This window comes from Cardiobacterium valvarum, assembly GCF_900460955.1.
Classification (GTDB): Bacteria; Pseudomonadota; Gammaproteobacteria; order Cardiobacteriales; family Cardiobacteriaceae; genus Cardiobacterium; species Cardiobacterium valvarum.
Genome location: NZ_UFUW01000001.1, coordinates 2680711 through 2700597, shown reverse-complemented (window position 1 = coordinate 2700597; position 19887 = coordinate 2680711). Strand labels below are relative to the sequence as shown.

23 protein-coding genes are annotated in these 19887 nt (G+C 62.3%); all 23 read left to right on the top strand.

Features of this window, described 5'->3' with window-relative positions; translation table 11 throughout:
- The first annotated feature begins 2 nt into the window (after positions 1 to 2).
- Positions 3 to 1607: a DUF935 domain-containing protein gene (locus tag DY250_RS13200; protein WP_115612671.1), complete on the top strand. Its 1605-nt coding sequence runs from the start codon at positions 3 to 5 to the stop codon at positions 1605 to 1607.
- The gene (locus DY250_RS13195) at positions 1594 to 3048 is read left to right on the top strand and encodes a phage head morphogenesis protein (RefSeq protein ID WP_172542387.1); all 1455 of its coding nucleotides are present in this window, start codon (positions 1594 to 1596) and stop codon (positions 3046 to 3048) included. The genes DY250_RS13200 and DY250_RS13195 overlap by 14 nt, the downstream gene beginning before the upstream one ends.
- The gene (locus tag DY250_RS13190; protein ID WP_115612669.1) at positions 3024 to 3479 is read left to right on the top strand and encodes a hypothetical protein; all 456 of its coding nucleotides are present in this window, start codon (positions 3024 to 3026) and stop codon (positions 3477 to 3479) included. Before DY250_RS13195 ends, DY250_RS13190 begins: the two co-directional genes overlap by 25 nt.
- The gene (locus DY250_RS13185) at positions 3472 to 3951 is read left to right on the top strand and encodes a phage virion morphogenesis family protein (protein ID WP_115612668.1); all 480 of its coding nucleotides are present in this window, start codon (positions 3472 to 3474) and stop codon (positions 3949 to 3951) included. Before DY250_RS13190 ends, DY250_RS13185 begins: the two co-directional genes overlap by 8 nt.
- Positions 3952 to 4507: 556 nt before the next feature.
- Positions 4508 to 5611, top strand: coding sequence for a HigA family addiction module antitoxin (locus DY250_RS13175; RefSeq protein ID WP_115612666.1), 1104 nt, complete (start codon positions 4508 to 4510; stop codon positions 5609 to 5611).
- A 361-nt stretch (positions 5612 to 5972) separates the two neighbouring features.
- Positions 5973 to 6557 carry a hypothetical protein gene (locus DY250_RS14120; RefSeq protein WP_172542383.1) on the top strand — a complete coding sequence of 195 codons (585 nt, stop codon included), beginning with the start codon at positions 5973 to 5975 and terminating at the stop codon, positions 6555 to 6557.
- Positions 6558 to 6721: 164 nt separating this feature from the next.
- Entirely contained in the window at positions 6722 to 7780 is a 1059-nt protein-coding gene (locus tag DY250_RS13155) for a phage protease (RefSeq protein ID WP_115612663.1), read from the top strand.
- Positions 7773 to 8684 carry a Mu-like prophage major head subunit gpT family protein gene (locus DY250_RS13150; RefSeq protein ID WP_115612662.1) on the top strand — a complete coding sequence of 304 codons (912 nt, stop codon included), beginning with the start codon at positions 7773 to 7775 and terminating at the stop codon, positions 8682 to 8684. The genes DY250_RS13155 and DY250_RS13150 overlap by 8 nt, the downstream gene beginning before the upstream one ends.
- A gap of 9 nt (positions 8685 to 8693) precedes the next feature.
- Positions 8694 to 9119: a hypothetical protein gene (locus DY250_RS13145; RefSeq protein WP_115612661.1), complete on the top strand. Its 426-nt coding sequence runs from the start codon at positions 8694 to 8696 to the stop codon at positions 9117 to 9119.
- Positions 9116 to 9535, top strand: a complete 420-nt coding sequence (locus DY250_RS13140) for a gp436 family protein (RefSeq protein WP_115612660.1) — start codon at positions 9116 to 9118, stop codon at positions 9533 to 9535. Before DY250_RS13145 ends, DY250_RS13140 begins: the two co-directional genes overlap by 4 nt.
- Positions 9519 to 10172 carry a phage protein Gp37 gene (locus DY250_RS13135; protein WP_172542381.1) on the top strand — a complete coding sequence of 218 codons (654 nt, stop codon included), beginning with the start codon at positions 9519 to 9521 and terminating at the stop codon, positions 10170 to 10172. Before DY250_RS13140 ends, DY250_RS13135 begins: the two co-directional genes overlap by 17 nt.
- A complete protein-coding gene (locus DY250_RS13130; protein WP_218565606.1) occupies positions 10169 to 10372 on the top strand; it encodes a DUF2635 domain-containing protein in 204 nt (67 codons plus the stop codon). Before DY250_RS13135 ends, DY250_RS13130 begins: the two co-directional genes overlap by 4 nt.
- A complete protein-coding gene (locus tag DY250_RS13125; protein WP_115612658.1) occupies positions 10359 to 11783 on the top strand; it encodes a phage tail sheath C-terminal domain-containing protein in 1425 nt (474 codons plus the stop codon). Before DY250_RS13130 ends, DY250_RS13125 begins: the two co-directional genes overlap by 14 nt.
- A 9-nt stretch (positions 11784 to 11792) precedes the next feature.
- Entirely contained in the window at positions 11793 to 12167 is a 375-nt protein-coding gene (locus tag DY250_RS13120; protein WP_115612657.1) for a phage tail protein, read from the top strand.
- A gap of 71 nt (positions 12168 to 12238) precedes the next feature.
- The gene (locus DY250_RS13115) at positions 12239 to 12616 is read left to right on the top strand and encodes a hypothetical protein (protein ID WP_115612656.1); all 378 of its coding nucleotides are present in this window, start codon (positions 12239 to 12241) and stop codon (positions 12614 to 12616) included.
- A gap of 2 nt (positions 12617 to 12618) precedes the next feature.
- Entirely contained in the window at positions 12619 to 12780 is a 162-nt protein-coding gene (locus DY250_RS14115; protein ID WP_006984826.1) for a hypothetical protein, read from the top strand.
- A complete protein-coding gene (locus DY250_RS13110) occupies positions 12767 to 14953 on the top strand; it encodes a phage tail tape measure protein (RefSeq protein WP_115612655.1) in 2187 nt (728 codons plus the stop codon). Before DY250_RS14115 ends, DY250_RS13110 begins: the two co-directional genes overlap by 14 nt.
- 9 nt (positions 14954 to 14962) lie before the next feature.
- The gene (locus tag DY250_RS13105) at positions 14963 to 16285 is read left to right on the top strand and encodes a DNA circularization protein (RefSeq protein ID WP_115612654.1); all 1323 of its coding nucleotides are present in this window, start codon (positions 14963 to 14965) and stop codon (positions 16283 to 16285) included.
- The gene (locus tag DY250_RS13100; protein ID WP_115612653.1) at positions 16269 to 17366 is read left to right on the top strand and encodes a phage baseplate assembly protein; all 1098 of its coding nucleotides are present in this window, start codon (positions 16269 to 16271) and stop codon (positions 17364 to 17366) included. The genes DY250_RS13105 and DY250_RS13100 overlap by 17 nt, the downstream gene beginning before the upstream one ends.
- Positions 17367 to 17388: 22 nt before the next feature.
- The gene (locus tag DY250_RS13095) at positions 17389 to 17880 is read left to right on the top strand and encodes a phage baseplate assembly protein V (RefSeq protein WP_115612652.1); all 492 of its coding nucleotides are present in this window, start codon (positions 17389 to 17391) and stop codon (positions 17878 to 17880) included.
- A gap of 46 nt (positions 17881 to 17926) precedes the next feature.
- Positions 17927 to 18277: a phage GP46 family protein gene (locus DY250_RS13090; protein WP_115612651.1), complete on the top strand. Its 351-nt coding sequence runs from the start codon at positions 17927 to 17929 to the stop codon at positions 18275 to 18277.
- Positions 18274 to 19335: a baseplate J/gp47 family protein gene (locus tag DY250_RS13085; protein WP_115612650.1), complete on the top strand. Its 1062-nt coding sequence runs from the start codon at positions 18274 to 18276 to the stop codon at positions 19333 to 19335. The genes DY250_RS13090 and DY250_RS13085 overlap by 4 nt, the downstream gene beginning before the upstream one ends.
- Positions 19335 to 19886: a putative phage tail protein gene (locus DY250_RS13080; protein ID WP_006984819.1), complete on the top strand. Its 552-nt coding sequence runs from the start codon at positions 19335 to 19337 to the stop codon at positions 19884 to 19886. Before DY250_RS13085 ends, DY250_RS13080 begins: the two co-directional genes overlap by 1 nt.
- Position 19887: the final 1 nt, after the last annotated feature.

Below are 19887 nucleotides of genomic sequence, written 5' to 3'. Positions count from 1 at the left end.
CAATGCAACACTGGTTTAAGGCGGCGTTAAAGGCCGTACAACAACGCATTAAAGTACCCAAAGGCGCACAGAGCGCAGCGCTGGCCGCGCGGCTCGGCACCACGTTTGACCATCCCGGACGCGGGCTGACGCCGCTGAAACTGCACGACATCCTCGAATCCGCCGAGGACGGCGACATCACCGCGCAAGCGGAGCTTTTTGCCGACGCCGAGGAAAAAGACGGCCATATCTTCGCCGAGATGAGCAAGCGCAAACGGGCGCTGATTGGCCTGCCGTGGCAGGTATTGCCGCCGGTGGATGCCACGGCGGCGGAGCAGGCACTCGCCGAAGAGGTCAAGCGCTGGCTGTACGGGCTGGATGATTTTGAGGCGTTGCTCTTTGACCTGCTCGACGCACTCGGCCACGGCTTTGCCGCCTGTGAAATCGCCTGGCAACAGCGCGATGGGCTATGGTTGCCCGCCACCTTTACCCATCGCCCGCAGGGCTGGTTTCAGCTGCGGAAAAATGTATTACGGCTGCGCGCGGTGGACGGCGACCCCGAAGGGGAGGAGCTGTGGCCTTGCGGCTGGATTGTGCATCGTGCCCAGGCGCGCAGCGGTATCACCGCGCGCGGCGGCTTGATGCGGTCATTAGTTTGGCCGTATCTCTTCAAAAATTACTCGATCCGCGACCTCGCCGAATTTTTGGAAATTTACGGCCTGCCGGTGCGCATCGGTAAATACAGCGCCGGAGCCACCGAGGAGGATAAAAAGACCCTGCTGCGCGCCGTGGTCGGCATCGGCCACAACGCCGCCGGCATCATCCCCGAGGGCATGGGGCTGGAGCTGCTCAATGCCGCCGACGGCAACGGCGACGCTTACATGACCATGATTAGCTGGTGTGAAAAAACGGCGAGCAAAATCATCCTCGGCGGCACCCTGACCAGCCAGGCCGACGGTAAGACGAGCACCAACGCCCTTGGCAACGTCCATAACGAGGTGCGGCACGACCTGCTCGCCAGCGATGCCCGTCAACTGGCGGCAACGCTGACACGGCAGCTGATTGCGCCGCTGGTACTGCTCAACCGTGGCGGCGTTGACCCGGCGCGGATGCCGTACTTTGCGTTTGACCTGTCACAACCCGAAGACCTTGCCGTTTACGCTGACGCTCTGCCAAAACTGGTCGGCATCGGCATGCAGATTCCCGCTGCCTGGGCGCGCGAAAAGCTCGCCATTCCGGCGGCGGTGGAGGGCGAGGCCGTGTTGCACCTGCCCGACAATAACGCCGCACCCGCGCCACTCGCTGCCGCTGCCGGTTTTGCCGGCGCGGGATGTAGTTGTTGCGCGCCACGGCAGGCGGCCCTCTCGGTCACGCCGGCCAATGCCAGCGGGCAACAACTGCTAGAAGCAATACTTGATCGCGACGCCGCGCATAATCCGCTTAACGAGGGCGGCGAGGCGCTGGCGAAACATCTCGGCAAGCTGCTGCAACAGGGCGTGAGCCTTGATGCGCTCGCCACCGACGTGCGCGCCGCCTATCCCGACTGGGATGGTGCGCAGATGCAGCAGGTATTGGCGCGCGCCCTCTTTGTCGCCAATCTGTGGGGGCAAATCCATGCCCGCGCCTGACCTCGGTTTCGCCCTCGGCCTGCCGCCGGAGCGCGCCGTCCGCTATTTCCAGAGCCTAGGCTACGCCACCCCCGCCAACTGGCGCGAGGCGCAAATCGCTGCCGAGCAGCAGGCGTTTTTTATCACGGGTCTCTACCGCGAGGACGTGGTAGAGGAACTGCGCGCCTCGCTGCAAGAAGCCATCAATCAGGGCAAATCGCAGCGTGAGTGGCGCGAGGATGTCGGCGGCCGCATGGCGCAACACGGCTGGCTGCTTGATGACGGCCTGATGGTGGACAGCAAGACCGGCGAGCAACTGGCGGTGCGCTTTGGTGAGCACCGTCTTAACTCCATCTACCGCACCAACGTCAAAAATGCCTTTGCCGCCGGACGCTGGCAGGAAATCACGCGCGTACAAAAGGCCATGCCCTACCTTGAGTACACGGCGGTGATGGATGACCGTACCCGCGACGAACACGCGGCACTGGATGGGCATATTTACCCTATTGATGACCCGTTTTGGCAGACTTTTTATCCGCCCAATGGTTTTAATTGCAGGTGCAGTGTCATCCAGCACAGCGCGCGCGACCTCGAAGCCATGGGCCGTGTTGCCGAGAGCAGCGAGGGGCAGTGGGAGGACGTGGAGCAGCTGGTCGGGCGCGACGGCGACACCGTGACCACACGCGGCCTGAAAATGCCCAATGGGCAGATCATCAGTGCCGATGTCGGCTTTGACCGCAACGTCGGCGCCAATTACCTCGACCGATTGCAGCAGATTGCGGCGGAGAAGCACGGCGCGGCCTTTGCCGAGCGGCTGGCCGAGCGTGCCAAACTTGCGGGTGAGGCCGCCGGACTGCGTGGCATAGAGAATCTGGATGCGCTGAAGCAGGCACTGGACACCGTGCCGCAATATGGTGCGGCGCAGGCAGAGATTACCCACAATATCCGCTATAAGCACAATGACCTGTTCGGGCGTGGTGCGGCGCTGGGACTGGACGAGGCGGAGACGCTGTCCATTGCCGTGTTTACCCGGGTACACGGGCACATCAACAACCTGCTGCTGCACGGCGGTGCAGGACTAAAATACCCCGAAAAGCTGGTCAGCGCGGCGCTGGTGGCCAATATGGAAAGCGCCCTGCGCAAACTGCCCGACTATGCCGGCACGGTGGTGCGGCGCGCCACAGCGGCGGAGTACAATGCCCTTTTCGCCGGACTGGATGTGGGCGATGTGGTCTATAACCCCACCTTTTTCAGCGGCAGTGCCGGAGCGGAGGTTTTTGCCCGTTATCCGGTGCGCCTCACCCTCCATTGCCAACGCGGCAAGAAAATACGCGCCCTCAGCCTGCTGCCGCAGCAGGAAGAAGTGATATTCCGCCCCGGTACGGCATGGCGCATCCTGAGCGGCGAAATAAGAACCATCAACGGAAAAAGCGAACAATGGCTCACCTTGCAGGAAATCTGAACGAAAACGAACCGCGCGGCTGGCAGCCTGAGGATTTTATCTACAACTACCTGACGGAGGCGGAGCGGCGCACCCTCTGGCGCTACCACCCGCAATACCCGACCTTTGCCGCCTTTGAGGCAGCGCAGCAGGCGTGGATTGCGGTGGCGGTGGCGGAAGACCCGGATGCCGCCTATGCCGCTTATGGCCGCGACCTGTTCGGCGAAGACTGGCAAGGCTTCGACGATGCACCGGTGAACGCCTACAACACGCCGCACAATGAAGAGATGTGGCGCTGGCTGGATGCACACCGCAACATCAATGGCGAGCTGTATTCCTACGGCGTCGGCGAGGCCTTCGGCCTGCTGTGGCTGGTGGAGCATAACCCTGAGTGGATGGAAGCGCAGTTTGCCGACATCAGGGCATGGCACGAGGCACGGCAACATGGCTGAACTCGACATCCGCGTTAACCTCGACCCCCTCACCAATCTGCTCAACAGCATCGAGGGCACGCTCGCACACTCCGATGACCTTACCGCGCTGCTTGCCGCAAGGATGCAGCGCGCAGTGATGCTCAATTTCCGCGCCGGTGGCCGCCCCGCCTGGGCGGGTCTGAAAGCACGACGCGGCAGGCCGCTGCTGGATACCGGGCGGCTGCGCGACAGTATCACCGCAGAAAGCGACAGCAAGCAGGCGGTGGTCGGCTCCAGCCTCAGTTACGCCCCCTATCACCAATTTGGCACGGCGCCGCACGCCATCACCGCCCGCCGCGCCAAGGCACTGGCTTTCAAGGTCGGCAACCGCACCATCTACCGCAAGAGCGTCAACCACCCCGGCATCCCCGCTCGCCCCTTTTTGCAGCTCACTGATGAGGATGTGGCGGAGATGGTGCAGCTTGCGGGGGATTACCTTGCTGGGCAGTGAGCGGGTATTGACTTATGGTTTTTGAGTTTGTACCATTTTACACAAAATGACATTTCAGGCGCTTCATGCGGTACAGTATTCAGGACAAGAAGTTGCAAAAACTGGCGGACGGACAGCCTGTCAAAGGCTACCCAGCGGAGCTCGGTAAAGCGTTCAGGAAGTGCCTCAATTACATCAAGGCGGCAAAAAACATACGCGATTTGCAAGCCATGCGTTCTTTGCATTGTGAAGAATATAGAGATAGAGATAGACGGGAGCGTCCTTTGTATTGTGAAGAATATAGAGAGAGACGGGAGAGTCCTTTGTATTGCGAAGAATATAGGGGGGGACGGGAGCGTCCTTTGCATTGTGAAGAATATAGGGGGGGACGGGAGCGTCCTTTGCATTGTGAAGAATATAGGGGGGGACGGGAGCGTCCTTTGCATTGTGAAGAATATAGAGAGAGACGGGAGCGTTCGTTACGACTGAACGACCAATACCGCTTGATGTTCCTCCTTGACGCGGAGGAAATCGTGATTTGTTCTATTAAGAAGATTTTCATTAGGGTGAGGGTGCCATGAGCCATATCGAGGAAGAAGCCTTCCATCCAGGGGGATACCTCAAGGATGAGCTGGATACGCGCGAATGGACACAAACAGAACTGGCCGAAATGATTGGCCGGCCGCTACGCGTGGTTAACCAGATTATTGCCGGCAAGGCGGGCATTACCGCACAGACGGCACAGCAGCTGGCCGCCGCGTTCGGCACCAGCGCGGAATTATGGATGAATCTGCAAAGCCAGTACGATCTGGCGAACACCGAGATCAATCAGGCGGAGATCGCCGATAAAGCCAAATTCCGCGAGACCTTCCCGTTTTATCAGGAAATGGTCAAGCGGGGCTGGATTCAGGCCGTCAATGATATTACGGCACGAACCCGAGCAATGCGGCAATGGTTTGAAAGGTCCCCTGTCTTTGCCGCCAAGACCCAGGCGGCGCTCTATGGCGATTATCCGCTGGTGCAGCAGGCGTGGGTGATGCGCGCGCGCGCCATCACAGAGAAAATGCCGGTACCGACAACGTTTGATGCCGCCTGCAAGGCCCCCCTGCTGGCCCAACTTGAAACCATGCTGGACGATGAAGCACGTGTGGCCGAAGTTGCTACGCTGCTACCGTCTTACGGCATCCGTCTGCTGTATTTGCAGGCGCTGAAAGGCGCAAAAATTGATGGTGCCTGTTTCTGGCTGGACGAAGAGAATCCGGTAATTGCCATGTCGTTGCGCCTGGACCGGATTGATAATTTCTGGTTTGTCCTGCGTCATGAGCTGGAGCATGTTTTCAATGGCGACGGACAAAGCGCAGAAACCGTGGATGATCCGCAGATTTTGCAGCGTGAGGATACCGAGAATTTGCCGGCGCATGAACAGCAAGCCAATGCGGCGGCGGCAGATTTCTGTGTGCCACAGGCCGCATTGCAGGCCTATTGCGCGCGTTATGGCGGCAATGTTTTTCAAACTTCGGCGCTGGAGACTTTTGCCCGCGATGTACGACGGCACAAAGGCCTGATCGTCGGGCAGCTGCAACATCAAACCGGGCAATGGAAGATGCAGCGCCGGGTTCTGACCCCGGTTGGGGCTATTGCACGTGCCAATCCGGCCTATTGTGAGGGGTGGGATATGTAACGCATAAAAACAGGCGGGCATACGGTCATATGCCCGCCTTTTATCCTTGGGTCCTGCATGTAAAGTGGGAGCTTTTACATGAAACCCCGCAATAGGTATTGCGATGGATAAGTACTTTGGAACGGTACCGCGCCATCTTGACACATATTCGGGTGCACAGGCAAGCCAGCTCCTCTGGAACATGGGAGGGATTATGATCCTTTGCCACTACCCGAAAGCCGTGCACGTATCGCGTTACCTGCGTTTTCGTCGCGGTCGGTTGGAATATGTGCGCGAGCATTGTCGCCGCTATCCCCGCCGTTAAATACAAACGAGGGGCCCTGCGGGGCCCTTCGTTCCTGATTAAAGCAAAGGAAAAAACATGACAACACGCAAACTGTGCCTGCTCGCAGCAATGATGGCAATCCTCGCCGCGCCGCTACAAGCCAAACCAACAACGGAGAAAGCGACACAGGCGGCGGAAAAAGCGGACAAGAAAGCCGCTAACCCCCGCTACGAAGAGGCGAAACGACGCTGGACGCAAAATAAACCCGCCGCGCAACTGGTCTTGGCCATGAGCGACGTTTATGACAATGCGGAAGCGGTCACGCAGGCTGTATATCTGGCGAACAAAGGAGAACCAAACGAGCTATCGCAGTTGCTGGAAATGGGTATGTACGAGGCGCTGAATTTTGCCTACTCCCCCGATTTTATTGACCCGCTGGACTCCCGCCCTTATCGCGCCTGCCGCGAACTGGCGTTACAGCCCGCGAGCATCATCCTGAATATTACCCGTGCGTTCAAATACGGGGTTGAAAATGACGAGGTAGACAAGGACAGTCGCTACGTCAAAGAAGCGCAAACCGCTTGGGACAATTTCCGCCGGTACAAAGCGCTGTGCAAGGCGGAAATCGAAAACGAGCCCAAAGAGGCCGACTATGCCCCTGATGTCATCAAGCCCCTATAAGCCCCTCTCACGCCCGCAAAGGGCAAAGCGCGGCAGGACTACCGCCCCGCTTCTTTTAAACAAAATTAAATGGATTTAAACGGGTTTTAAACGCTATCCCGTGCAATCTCCTAACTGACACCCGCCAGCCAGCCCCGCCTCCGTGCGGGGCTTATGCTTGGCCCATGAACAAGATTGCCCTCTACACGGCGGCGCTTGCCGCCAACTCCGATACGCCCGACACCATCCAGCTTTTCCCCGCCGGTAATTTCCGTGCGGGGGACGGTCGCCCTACGGACGCGCCGCACTGGCAGATGGACGCGGCGACCGCCGCCCGCCTCAATGCCGTGCTGGCCGCGCGCAAGACGCGCCTGCTGGTGGATTACGAGCATCAAACCCTCTACGCCCGCACGAATGGCCGCCCCAACCCCGCCGCCGGCTGGATTGAGGCGCTCGAATGGCAGGAGGGCAAAGGGCTCTATGCCCGCGTGCAGTGGACGGCTGCCGCCAAAGCGGCGATTGCCGCCGGTGAGTACCGCTACATCAGCCCGATGTTTGAGTACGACGCCTCCGGCGCCATCCTCAGCCTGTTGCCCGCCGCGCTCACCAACACCCCGGCACTTGACGGCATGGATGCGGTCACCCTGGCCGCTGCCCTGTCGCTGTTTGCCACCCCCGATGAATCCCCAAAACCCGAAGAGAAAGATGACATGAACGAACTGGAGAAACTCTATGCCCTGCTTGGTCTCACTTTTGACAAGGACAAGGCGTCACTGACCGCCGCTCTCGCCGCGCTGACCGAACAGCTTGGCGGGCAGACAACGCTAAAAGCTGCGCTCTCCGCGCCGCCGGACGCCGGCAAATATGTGTCCGTTGACGTGATGAGCGGGCTGCAAAAGCAGGTCGCCGAATTGCAGGCGCAATTAACGGCGCGCACTCAGGCCGACAACGCCGCGCTAGTCACCGCCGCGCTTGCCGATGGGCGACTGCTACCCGCGCAAAAGGACTGGGCGGAGAGCCTGGCAAAAAGCAACCCACAAGCGCTCACCGACTATCTCGCCACCGTCAAGCCACTGGCAGCACTGACCAAGACGCAGACCGATGGCAAAGCGCCGCCGGAAGCGGGCAAAGTCGCGGCGCTCTCGGCAGAGGAAATCGCGGCAGCGAAGATGCTGGGTATGACCGTCGACGAGTACCAAAAAACTGTTAAAGGCGATGTAAAGGGGGATAAACCGAATGAATAAAACCGAAATTCTGAAAGCGCTCACCGCCGCTTTCCGCAAGGAATTTGCCGACGGACTGAAGCACCGCGACCCCAGTTGGAACAAGGTGGCGATGCTGATTCCGTCCACCACCCGCACCAACACTTACGGCTGGCTTGGTGCCTTCCCGCAAATGCGCGAGTGGGTGGGAGAACGCAGCATCAAAAAGATGGCAACGCAGGTGATGGCGATTGAAAACAAGCTGTTTGAGTCCACCGTCAGCATTCCGCGTGCGGACATTGAAGATGACCAGGTCGGCATCTACCGCCCCATCATGAAACAGGCGGGGGTGGCCGCCGCCGAGCTGCCGGACAACCTCGTCTGGACGCTACTCGGCAAGGGCAAGACCACCCTTTGCTACGACGGGCAAAACTTTTTCGATACCGACCACGTCTGGTATGCAAACGAAGACGGCACCGGCACGCCGACGACGATGAGCAACCTCACCACCGGCACCGACAATGACGCGCCGAACTGGTACGTCATCGACGCTACCAATGTGGTGATGCCGCTGATTTATCAGGAGCGCACCCGCCCAGAATTTGAAGAAAAGTTTGACCCGAGCAAATCGGACAAGGTCTTTTTGGAGGATTTGTACCTCTACGGCGTGCGCGCTCGTGGCAATGCCGGCTTTGGCTTGTGGCAGCTGGCGCATATGGCCGAGAAGACCAAGTTGAACAAAGAGGCGCTGGCCAAAGTGGTCGCAACCATGAAAACCATTAAGACCGACGGCGGCAAGACGCTCGCCATCCGTCCCTCGCTGCTGGTGGTGCCGCCCGCCCTCGAAGAAACCGCGCGCGAGCTGCTGGAGCAAACCATCCAGAACGGCACGACCAATATCTGGGCGGGGCGTCTCAGCCTGCACGTCGAGCCGCTGTTGGCGTAAGGAGGGCATATGGCAAAACGCAACGACACGCAGGACGCCGATGATGACCTCACAACCGAAATCACGGCAAGCGCGGAGACGCCGGCAGAAAACACGGACACACCCACGGAAAACCCGACGGAAACGCTATCCGCAGGTGCGGAGAGCTCGGCTGCGCCCACTGAAAACGAGGATATGTCTGCCGCAGACACGGCGGAACATCCGGCAGACGGTACCCCCGTCATCCTGGACTACGCACCAGAAGACGTGATGCAGGAGACGCTTCTCGCGGTGAAGAGCCGTCATGGCGCGCCTTACCGTCGCTGCGGCCTGCTGTTTGGCTCGGCCTTTGTCATCGTGGCACGTGCCCAGCTGCCGGATGACGGCGCCTGGGCACGGCTTGCCGCCGATGTGCATCTGGAGGTGCGCGCGGTAGTGGCAGGAGAGGCGGCATGAGTTACGCCACCCCCGCCGACATGCTCGCCCGCTACGGCGAGGCGACGATGGTCGGCCTCTCGGACCTGACCCGGCGCGGCGAGATGGTGGAGGCGACGGTGCAACTGGCACTGGATGACGCCACTGCCGAGATTGACGGCTATCTCAACCGCTACCGCCGTCCCTTTGCGACTGTCCCACGCATCCTCACCGTCTATTGCTGCGACATCGCCCGCTACCGTCTTGCTACCGGATTGCGTCAGCTGACCGATGACATCCAAGCCCGCTATGACGCCGCCATTGGCTATCTGAAACTGGTGGCACGCGGACAGGCGGGCATCTCGGGGCTGCCGCTGGCGGGAGAGGTGGACACGGTCGGCGCGGTGGTGATGCAGACGCCGCCAGACAAGGTGTTTGGTCGTGATAAACCTTGTTGAGGCCGCCATCACCCGCCGCCTGAGCCTCGGCCTCGGCGAGCTGGTCGCAGGCGTCCACAGCTACGGCGGCGAGATGGACGACGAGGGGATATTTCAGGTGGCGGTGCAACTGCCCGCTGCCTGGGTCGCCTTTGGCGGCTGCAAAAGCGAGACCTTTTCGACGGCGCGCAACAAGGACAAAGTCTTTGCCGATTTTGCCGTCATCGTCGCCGCAACCGCTGCGCGCAGCGAGGCGGCAAGCCGTCATGGTGGCACCAGCCATTGGGAGATTGGCAGTTATGACCTCGTCTATGGCGTGCGTCGTCTGCTGTCACGGCAGGACTTTGGCCTCGCCATCGATCCTCTCACGCCCAAGGCGGTGCGACCACTCTTTACCCCGCAACGCGAGGTGGGGCGGGCCCTGTCGGTACTCGCCTGCGAATTTACCACGCATTGGATCGAGACCGCCTTGCCGCATGGTGCCTGGCCGGAGGTGGACAACGGCCAGGCGGTGGACGCTGCCGATAACATCCTGCTGCGCTATCGCGGGCAAACCCAAGGCGCAACATGGCTGGAGGCCGTTGGTACCCACCTGCACCGCCCCGCTGCCGACAGCGAGAAACGTATGCCAACCCATATCAACCTGAGGAAACCATGAACAACACCATCTGGATTAAAGCGGCGCCGGGGCTATCCCTGCCGCAGGAGTACGCACCGCAGCGTCTGATTGACGACAAGCGCGCGGTCGAAGTCGAGGACAGCACCTATTACCGTCGTGCGCTGGCCGACGGCGACATCATCCGTGCCGAGGCGCCACGCACCGCCACTGCGAAGGAGGCCGACAATGGCAAGTCCTAATATCAGCTTTGAGCAAATCCTGTCGTCCACCCGCAAGCCCGGCCAGTACCTCGAATGGAACACCAAACTGGCACTGCGCAACCTGCCGACCAACCGGCAAAAGGTGCTGCTGCTGGCCGCGCACACCGCCAGCCTCGGCGCGCTGACCGAACTGACCGAAGTGGTCAGCGAGGATGCCATCGCCAACCGCTACGGCGCGGGCAGCCAGGCGCATTTGATGGTGCGCGCCGCGCTCACCGCCTACGCCAATGCGGCGCTGTCGCTGATTACTATCGCCGACCATAGTGCCGGGGTTGCCGCCAAAGGCAGCCTGGTCATCAGTGGCACGGCAACCAGTGATGGCATCCTACGCATCATCCTTGGCGCCGCCGATACGTTGCTGGTCGCCGTTAATCGCGACGACACCGCCAAGACCGTCGCCGAGGCTGCCGCCAAGGCCATCAACGATAACACCAGCCTGCCGGTGACGGCAGCCGCCAATGACGCCACCATCAACATCAGTGCCAAAAACAAGGGGACCGAGGGCAACAGCATCACGCTCGCCGCCACGGTCAGCGCCGCCGGGATTGGCGTGCAGGCAACTACTCTCAGCGGTGGCGACGGCGACCCCGACATTGCGCCGGCGCTCTCGGCGGTGGCCGCCGAGGGGCATGACATCATCGTCTGCGGCTTTAACGGCGAGGAGAACTTGCTCAAGCTGCGCCGCCACCTCGAAACCGTCGCCAATCCCTATGAAAAACGCTGGGCGATTGGCATTTACGGGCACAGTGGCAGCCTCGCCCAGGCAACGACGCTGGCGAAAAAGCTCAATAACGGTTTTATGTTGTGTGCCTGGTATCGCGGTACACCGTCGCTGCCATCGGCACTCGCCGCCGCTTATGGGGTAGTGATGGCGAGCGAAGAAGACCCCGCACGCCCGCTGAACACACTGGCGCTACCCGGCATCGCCGTCTGCGCCTCCAAAGACAAGACCCTGCGCAGTGAGCAGGAGTCGGCGCTGTACAACGGCGTCGCGCCGGTGGAGACGGGCGCGGACGGCACCACCGCGCGCATTGTGCGCGCCATCACGACCTACGTCGTATCAAGTAACGGCACCGCCGACGAGAGCCTGCTGGATGTCACCACGGTGCGTACCCTGATTTACGTCAGCCGCGCCATCACCCAGCGTATCGCCCTGCGCTTCCCGAGGGAAAAACTCAACGACAAGACAGCGCAGCGGGTCAGGAGCGAATTGATTGACGTGCTGATGCGCTGCGAGGAGCTCGAAATCCTCGAACACGTCGAGGCCAACCTCGACAAGCTGCTGGTCGAGCGCGACAGTCAAAATCCGGGGATGCTCGACGCCCGCATCCCGGCAGACGTGGTCAACGGCCTGCACGTCTTCGCGGCGGTTGTGGATTTGTATCTGTAAGGAGGAAACATGAGCGTGGAATACGTGGGCAGCGTCACCCTGTATGTGGACGGACGCGAGATCGAATGCACCAAGATTGACGTCAAGGACTCGACCGGCCGCAAACAGGTCAAGACCATGAACCGTACCTACCGCGTCAAGGGCTTTACCCGTGGCGTCGGCGAGTACAGCGTGACCGTGTCGGCGGTCATCCCGACCGACGGTACCGCCATCGACTGGGGCGGCATCTCGGATGCGAAGATCACCCTCGTGCCGGATGTGGCCGGCGCAAAAAGCGAGAGCTATCTCGGCTTTTGCACGACCGAGGTCGGCGCGAGCTACACAGTGGACAACGAGGCCGTGATTGATATCACCGGCTTCGCCATCCGCCGCGTTATCGAATGATTGTTGAGAGAGAGAGAGAGAGGCTTGCCCCCGTGAGGGGGCTTTTTTAAAGCAGATTTAACGGGGTTTTTATGTACGACGAAAAAGACTTGCAGGCAGACATCAAGCGCTTTGCGGTGGAAGTTGCCGATGACGGACGCAGCGCCAGTGGTCGCCTGCTTTTCGGCGCGGATGTGGACGGCACGCTGCATTATGACTTTGCCTTGCGTCTGCCGACGCTGGCCGACCAGATGGCGGCGGAAGAACGCGGACTGGCACCACTGGCACAATCCATCTATCTGACGCTTGCCAGCATCACCCGTCTCGGCTCGCTGACAGAGGTGCCGGATTACGAGGTGCTGCGCGCGAGCATCGCTGCCCCGGATTTTGATGCGCTCTACGCAGCGAGTGCCGCGTTGAAAAAAAAGCGGCTGAGTTTGTCCGACGCGGCAACCTCTGGCGCCGCCTGATTATGCGTCTGCTTGCCGCCGGCCTGCCTTATGACAGGGTCATCGCGATGAGCAGAGACGAGGCGCTGGCGTGGCTGGCCGCACTCACCCCACAAGAGAGCAGCGACAGCAGCGGCGGACGCACCATCATTGCCAAGAGACGGAGTCAGCATGGCGGGGAGTAACATCATCCAGCTCGCGATCCAGTTGCGCGACCAGGCCTCGGCAGCACTCGCCCGTCTGACCGGCCAGACCTCGCGCGCCAACAACAACTTTAACCGCGACCTGCAACGGCGCGGCCAGGCGTCGCGGGCGATGGCGCAGCTTGGTATTAGAGGCGAGCGGCAAATCCAGGCGGAAATCCGCGCCAGTGAGCGGGCGCTGCTCAATCTGCGCCGCAGCGGTATTGCCACGCAAAACGAGCTGGCGCGCGCCACGGAGCGGCACCGCGCGCGGGTGCGCGAGCTCAACGCGGAGATGCGCGGCACCAGCAAGGCCGCAGCCGCGATGCGCGGCATGGCCGCCATTGGCGCCGGCATTACCGCCGGCGTGGCAACCCTAAAAAGCCCGATTGACCGCACCTGGGCGTTTGACAAGCAGCTTACCTACCTCGCCAACACCATGTACGAGGGTAGCAGCGTCGCCGAAAAGACAGCGGGTATCGCCACGATTAATGAGACCATCCGCAAGGCGGTGGCCTCCTCTGGCGGCTCGCGTGAGGACGCAGTGGCGGCGCTTGCCGCGATGGTGTCTTCCGGCGCGGTCAACGCCCAAGACGCACAAACGGTGCTGCCGTCGCTGATGGCCGCCTCGACCGCTTCTGGCGCAACCGCCGAAGAGGTGGCAACGGTCACGGTCAAGGCGCTGCAAAACGGCTTCAAGCTGGACGACATCCCGGAGTTGCTCGACCGCGCCGTCAAATCCGGCAAGGACGGCGGCTTTGAGTTTCGCGACATGGCACGTTGGTTGCCGCAACTGCTTGCGCAAGGGCAGGCAGTCGGTATGGCGGGTGACAAGGACAAATTCTCGCAAATCCTGTCGGGGGCACAGATTGCCTTTACCGCCGCCGGTAGTGCCGACGAGGCGGGCAACAACCTCGCCAATCTCCTCACCAAAGTCATCAGTGAGGACACCAAAAACAAGGCGAAAAACATCACCATCAACGGCCGCGAGGGCTTTGATTACTACAAAAGCCTTGACCGCCGCATGGCGAAGGGCATGAGCTCGATGGAGGCTTTTGTCGACATCACCCGCGAAGTGGCCGCGAAGGACAAAAAGAGCCAAAAGCTCATGAAAGAGCTGGCGAAAGCGGGCAACACCGAAGAGGCGATTGCCATCCTTGAATCGCGCAAGCAGCTGTTTGAGGGCGCGGCGGTGTCGCAACTGGTTTCCGACCGGCAAGCCTTCGCCGCCCTTATCCCGATCATGAAAAACCCGCAGATGATGCGGGACTTGATGGAGGGACAAAAAAACGCGAAGGGAACGATTGCCCAGGACAATGCCTTTATCCTCCAGCGCGGCTGGGCGCAAGCGGAACGCGCCAAAGCACTGGCCGCAGACGCGGAATACCGTGCCATGAGTCCCGCCGCTGAAAAAGTCGGCGCGGCGGCAGGCAAAGCCGCCGATGCCGCCGCCGGCAATCCGGAGTGGGCGTCGGCGCTCTCCAGCGCCGTGACCGCGCTGAAAGCGCTGGCAGCGGCGGCCGGTGCGGCCGGACTGGCGACGATTGCCTTTGGCGGCGGTCTCGGCGGTCTTGGTACTGCCATACGCGGTCTTGCCACGGCGGTTGGCAAGGCCAGCGGTGCGCTGGGCGTCTTTGCCGCCGGATTGGCGGGATGGTCCTACGGTACACAGGTCTATAACAATCTGGACGAGTCCGCCTCCGGACGCGAGTACGCCGACGCCATCGGCGAGGTCGGCACACGGGTGATGGCAACACTCGGTTCGGATTTTGCCCAGGACGCCATCGCGCGGCGGGAGGCGGAGGGGAAAAACCGCACCCAGGGCTTTTGGTCGGGGATGAAAGAGATCATCGGTGAGGGTGTCGGTCGGGCAATGGCGGCGATGGGCAATGACAACGCCAAGGGCTATCTCGAGATTAACGAGACGCGCGCGGCGATGATTGCCGCCGAGGAGGCGGAGGCGGCGCGGGTGATGCGCGTCGCGGTGGACAAGCACGCCACCACGCAGGCGACTCAGGCGCGTGATATGGATGCGGCGGCACAGCGGATGCAGGCGGCAGCGGCAACGATGGAGCGCGCCGCCAGCCAGGCGCAGCGCGTCGAGGTGTCCGTGCAAAACGGCAATATTGTCGCGGCGCAGCAAGAGGCTGCCGCCCGCGACGCACGAAGAAATTAAGGAGCAAGCATGAGCTGGCGCGACACTTTGCTGGATGCCTCCTACAAGGGGGTGCGTTTTGACGTGACGGGTGACAATCTCGACGGCGGCCACGCCCTCAACGAGCACGCCTATCCTTATGTGGCAGGCAGTGATATTGAGGACATGGGCGCAGTCGGTCTCTCCATCCGCCTCACCGCATTGCTATGGGGCGACGATTATGAGCGCCGCCTGCAAACGTTGCTCAATGTGCTGCGCGAACGCGGCGCGGGCGAGCTGGTGCATCCGGTGTACGGCAGTGTGCCGGATTGCGTGGTAGAGAGTTACAGCGTAAGCCATGACCCCGACCGTCCCGACGGCTGCGAGGTGACGATGACCTTCCGCCCGGCGACCGCTGCCGCGCCGTTTTTTGACCGCGAGCTGCCGGAGGCTCTGGCCGACGGGCTCGACGCGCTGGCAGAGCTGGCGCAGTTTGCGGGTTTGCAGGCGTTTACCGAGGCGCTGGCACGACTGGATACGGTGCGAGGCCGGGTGCAGGCGCTCACCCGCGCCGTCAATCATGTGCTGGTCACGCTAGCGCAGCAGGCAGGTGCGTTGTGGCAGGGTGCGGTTGACCTCGCTCGCAGTCCGCGTCATTTTTTCGACGAGACACGCGCCGTGGTCGGCCTACTCTTTGCCCGCCACGACAAGGACAATGGCATCAGCGGTTGGCAGGCGGTGTTACGCAGCACCGACAGCGCCGTGCAGACCGTGCCGTCCCTGCTCGCCACCGATGAGGCACGGCTGGATGCGGCTGCGACAGTGGCTGTTACCGCCGCCGTGGCGCTGATTGCGCATTGCGAGCTGGCCGCCGAGGCAGCCGACCGCCTCGCCGTTGAAGCGCAGTCGCCACAGATGACTCCCGCCGAGGTGGCGCAGATTGCCGCCGCCACCCGCGAGCGCCTGCAACGCAGTCTCACCGTGGCACGCGGGCAGGCACTCACCGCCGTCTTGCCGGAGGGGCAGCAAATGGAGATGCAGCGGCGTCTCGCGGCCATCCTCGCCGGCAATGACAGCATTGAGGTGTATGACGACCGCTGGCGCCCGCAGGCAGATTATCTCGCCGCCACCGCCGCACTCGCCGATGCCCTGCGCACGATGGCGCAACAGGTGCAGCGGCAGGCATTGGCGGTGATTGTCCTGCGTCCGCCGCTGATCCGCCGCCGCGTCGAGGCCGACGGCAATCTGCACCTGCTGGCACACCGCTGGTACGGCGATTACCGCCGCGCCGGCGAGTTGCTGCGCCTCAATCCGCAGCTGCGTTTGCCCTGCTTTGTGCTACGCGGGGAGGTGCTGTATGCCTATGCGCGATGAGCGGGTCAGCCTCGCCATCGGCGGCAAGGCACACGACGGCTGGACGGACTACGAGATTGACTCCGACCTGCTTGTCCCCGCCGATGATTTTCGCGTCAGCCTGGCGTTTCCGGCAGAGGGGATTCCGGAGGTGGTGGTGCCGGGCGCGGCTGTAACGGTACGTGTCGGCGATGATGTGGTGCTCACCGGCCAGATTGACCAGGTCAACACCGAGACCGCCAAAGACGGCAAGCAGCTGACGCTACAAGGCCGCGACGGCGCGGCGGTGCTGCTCGACTGCTCTTGCCCGCTTTTTGACGCCCTTGATATGGACGTGGCGGCGATTGCCGAACGCATCGTCAAGCCGCTGGGTATCAGCAACATCCGCATCGCGGCTGAATCCGCCGGCAAAAAGAGCAAGGTGCAAATTGAGCCCGGACAGCGCGCCTGGGACGCCCTCACCGCTTACGCCGAGGCTAATGGCGTGTGGCCGTGGTTTACCCCGGACGGCACGCTGGTCATTGGCGGCCCCGATTACAGCACGCCGCCGGTTGCCGATCTGCTGCTGCGCCGCGACGGACGCAACAACAATGTCCTTACCCTCAACATCCAGCGCGACATCAGCGCCCGCTACTCCGAGATTACGGTGCTGGGGCAGAGCCACAAGGGCGCACGTGCCATCAAGGCAGTGGCGCGCGACAGCGAGGTGAGCAATCACCGCCCGCTGGTGGTGGTAGACGGCGAGGTGGATAGTCAGGCACAGGCGGAGCGGCGTGCGCGCAAGCTGCTTGCCGACAGCCGTCTGGCGGGGTTGTCCATCACCGCGACGGTGCAGGGACACCGCACCGATGACGGCACCTTATGGACACCCGGGCAGCGCTTGCGGCTAGTGTCCGAGCCGGACGGCATCGACGGCATCTATTTTCTGATGGGGCGCACCCTGCGCGGCGGGCGCAATCAGCCCACCGTCACCGAGTTGCGTCTCAAAGAGGACGGCGCCTGGGTGCTGGATGCCAATCCGCCCAAGAGCAAAAAAGACGGTAGCGGCCGCAAGAAAAAACGGCACAAGAAGAAGGCTAACGAGGCCTTGCAGGTCATTTAAGGCAGAGTTAAACGGGGGTTATATGGACAGCAAACAGGTGGACAGTCGCATCCGGCGCGCCCTGGACAGTGTGCGCCGTGCTTTTCGCGGTGCGGTGGCGCAGGTGGAGAGCGGCGCGGCAGTGCAGCGCATCCAGATTGAGGGGTTGGCCGGCGAGACGGTGCAGGCGCTGGAGCACGGCGAGCCGTGGGGATTGACCGCCAATCCGCCCGCCGGTTGCGATTGTTTTGTCCTGCCGCTGGGTGGCGCAACCAGTCATGGTGTGGTGATCGCCGTCGCTGGCGGCGGCGCACGGGTAATAGGCCTCAAAAGCGGCGAGGTGGCGCTATACAGCGCGCACGGCAGCACCATCGTGCTGCGTGAGGGCAATGTGGTCGAGATTACCGCGCAGACAGTCAAAATCAGCGGCGATGTGGAGGTCGGCGGTGATGTAACCGCCTCCGGTGTGTCGCTGGTGCATCACACCCACGGCGGCGTCAAGGGCGGCAGCGACAACACCCAGCCGCCTCACTGACCTCTGCCGGACAGTGGCGCGCGCCACGTCCGCCGATAATGGCGCAATGGACGCCAAACTCAATCCGCGCACCGGCAGCTATATCACGAATGCCCGCTGCGCCGACATCAGCAACGAAATCTACATCCGCCTGCTCACACCGCTGGGCTCGTGGTGGGCCGACCCGTCTTTGGGCTCACGCCTGCACGAGTTGCAGCGCGAGAAAGACCTGCCGCGCGTGATGGTGCTGGCACGGCAATATGCCGAGCAGGCCTTGGACCCCGTCATCAAGGGCGGGCGGGCGCGCCGTATCGCAGTTGCGGTCAGCCGCCCCGCGCGTGGCTGGCTGCTGCTCGCGATTGCGGCGGAGGATAACGGTGGCGTTGTCACCCATCTCAATCTGCGGGTGGTCTTATGAGTATCGCGAAAAATTTTGTGGAGGTGCGCGACGCCTATTTGCGCGACCTCGCCAATCAGGACAGTACCGCACACACCCACGCCGGCAGCGACAATTTTGTTCGCGCCAGTGCCTTTGCCGCCGTTGCCGAGGGGCTGTACCAGCATCAGGCATGGTTACTCAAACAGGCGTTTGCGGACACCGCCGACAGTGATTATTTGGAGATGCACGCCGCGCAGTACGGCATCTACCGCAAGGCGGCGGCCGCCGCCGGCGGTTCTGTCACCCTGCGCGGTCGTGATGGCAGCGTCATCCCTGCCGCTACCACATTTACGCTGGGCGAGGTGCGCTATCAAACCGACAGCGCCGTCACTATCAGCGGTGGCAGCGCCACGGTGCTGGCGCATGCCGTCCGTCCCGGTATTGCCGGCAACAGCGAGCGGGGTGGTGAGGGACGACTGGTATCGCCATCGTCCGGCGTTGAGGCAGCGGTTACGGTCGGCGCCATGCAGGGCGGTAGTGATGCTGAGGATGACACCGCATTGCTGGCACGTTATCTCGACCGTCTCCGCTATCCACCGGCAGGCGGCAATGCCCGCGATTTTCGTCGCTGGTGCTTGGAGGTCGAGGGGGTGGCGGATGCGATGATTTTCCCGCTGCGGCGGGGCAACGGCTTCGTGGACGCGGTGATTTTGGGTGCTGAGGGACTACCCTCGGCGCAGACGCTGGCCGCTGTGCAGGCCTATGTAGACGAGCGCCGCCCGGTGACGCGCAAAAACGGCTTTCTGGCCCTCGCGCCAACGGTGCAAACGGTGGATGTGTCGCTGCGCCTCGCCCTCGTGGCGGGCAGCGACCGCGCCACGGTACACGCAGCGGTGACCACCGCCGTCCGGGGCTATTTTGCGGGCTTGCGCCCCGGCGAGGACGTGGTGCGCTCCCAGCTGGAGGCCGTCATCTCTGGTGTTGCCGGGGTGCGTGACCGCGCCGTTGTCGCTCCCGCCGCCAATGTCAGCGCCACCGTGACCGCCAGTGCCGTGCCGTGGCTGCGCCTCGGACAGCTGCAAATCGGGGATATGTGATGGATTACCACGACCTGCTTGCCGCCCTGCTGCCGCCGGTCAGCTATCAGCCGCAGGCGGCCGCCGTCTTTGCGCCGGCAGCAGCAGCGTTTACCCGCATCGAGAGCCGCGCCGGTGCGCTGGCTTTGGCTCCCTTTGCCCGCGCTGATAATGATTTTTTGGCGCGCTGGGAGGCAGTGCTGGGGATTGCTCCCGCCGGCAATATGCAGCTGCGCGCCGCCACCGTCCTCGCCCGTCTCAATGCCACCGGTGGTCTCAGCATCGCTTATTTCAAGCGCCTGGCCGCCGCGCAGGGTTTTTCGGTGGACATTCAGGAGCTGGATAGCTTCCGCGCGGGCGTTGGGCGCGCTGGTGAGCGTCTCAACGGCGAGGATGCGGTGTGGACGTGGGTCATCCGCGTTTCCGGGCAGGCGGTACGCCGTACCCGTTTCCGCGCCGGGGTCTCGCGTGCGGGCGACCGCCTCTCCGAGTACGGCACGCCGCAGATTGAGGATATTTTTCAAGAGCTCAAACCGGCGTGGACGACGGCGATTTTTCAGTACGAGGATTAAG